Raw genomic sequence first — 1370 nt, forward strand, 5'->3', positions numbered from 1 at the left:
ACAATGATTCGGTAAAAATTACAGAAGTAGTTGAAACTTAAGTTAATATAACGAATTATCAAATACAAATGAATCGCCAAAGCGTTCATTATAAAACTATTATACCATGAACGTATTGGCGATTCTCAAAGACTTCACCTTAAGGTGCAAGTCGGTATTTGAAAATACTACAACCAAGATGAGCAAAAGGTTCCTCAACTGGCTGATTTTAACAATACGCACTGTGGCGTTGATTCCGGGCAAAGTCAATTTTACCCGGCTGTCGCGCTATGGCGGTCGTACTGCCAAGACCTTTGCCTCCAATTTCAAGACACCCGTAGACTGGATGAAAGTCAACATAGGTATGGCGCAGGATTGTTTTGGACCGTCCGATGACATGGCAGTGGCAATCGATCCGTCGTTTATCTCCAAATCCGGCAGCCTGACGTATGGCATAGGCCGATTCTGGTCAGGGGTGGCACAACGTGTAAAACGCGGTCTGGAGATAATGGCGATCGGGGCAATAAGCCTGAGTAAACATACATGTGTGATGCTCGGTGCTGTTCAGTCCCCGGACTTCAGGACTCTTGAATCCGAGAGACACATGTCAATGCTTGACTGGTATATGGCACTTGTCAGGTCAAAGGCGACAGAGCTGCTCTCACTGACGGATATTCTGGTTGCCGATGCCTTTTTCTCCAAATATGAGTTTGTAAATGAAGTGATTGGCATGGGATTCCGGTTTGTCGGGAGATTACGTGCCAACTCATATCTGAGGTATCTGGCCATGCCGGATTCCTCCGCCCCGCGAAGACGCGGCAGAAAGAAAAAGTATGGAGAGAAAGTGGATTTCTCCAGCCTTGATATGTCCGTGTTCACTTCATTCATATATGAGGATTCCAAAGGAAACAAAACCCGATGTCACACGGCGGTCGTACACTCGAGGGCATTGAAACGCGACATACGTATCGTGGTCTGTCCGGTTGAAAACGGAGAGCCTCTCCTGTACTTCTCCACCGACACCGACATGAGGCCTGAAAAGATCATCGGTTTCTACCGCACCCGCTTCCAGATTGAGTTCGGCATACGCGATGCCAAACAGTTCACAGGACTCCAGTCTCAGCAGACCCGGGACAGGGATCGGCTTGACTTTGCGTTCAATCTTTCCTTCACTGCCCTCAATGTCTGCAAAAAGGTCATAAGGAAAGATTATCCGGGTCTTTCGTTAGCGCAGTTCAAACGGCTTATGTTTGAATCTTATCTCGCCTCAACAATTATTTCGACTTGCGGAAAATCTCCGCATCTCAAAATAATTCAGAAAATAAATCATCGGTTGACTCAGTTAGCGGCTTAGCCAAGGCTGAACAACCTCAAATTTTACCGAATCATTG

At 46.5% G+C, this 1370-nt stretch carries 1 protein-coding gene; it reads left to right on the forward strand.

Annotation, left to right across the window (positions count from 1 at the left end):
• Positions 1-178: 178 nt before the first annotated feature.
• The gene (locus FW767_RS12920) at positions 179-1333 is read left to right on the forward strand and encodes a transposase (protein WP_135993451.1); all 1155 of its coding nucleotides are present in this window, start codon (positions 179-181) and stop codon (positions 1331-1333) included.
• Positions 1334-1370 lie beyond the last annotated feature (37 nt).

The sequence above is a fragment of the Heminiphilus faecis genome (genome assembly GCF_008728965.1).
GTDB classification, from domain to species: Bacteria; Bacteroidota; Bacteroidia; order Bacteroidales; family Muribaculaceae; genus Muribaculum; species Muribaculum faecis.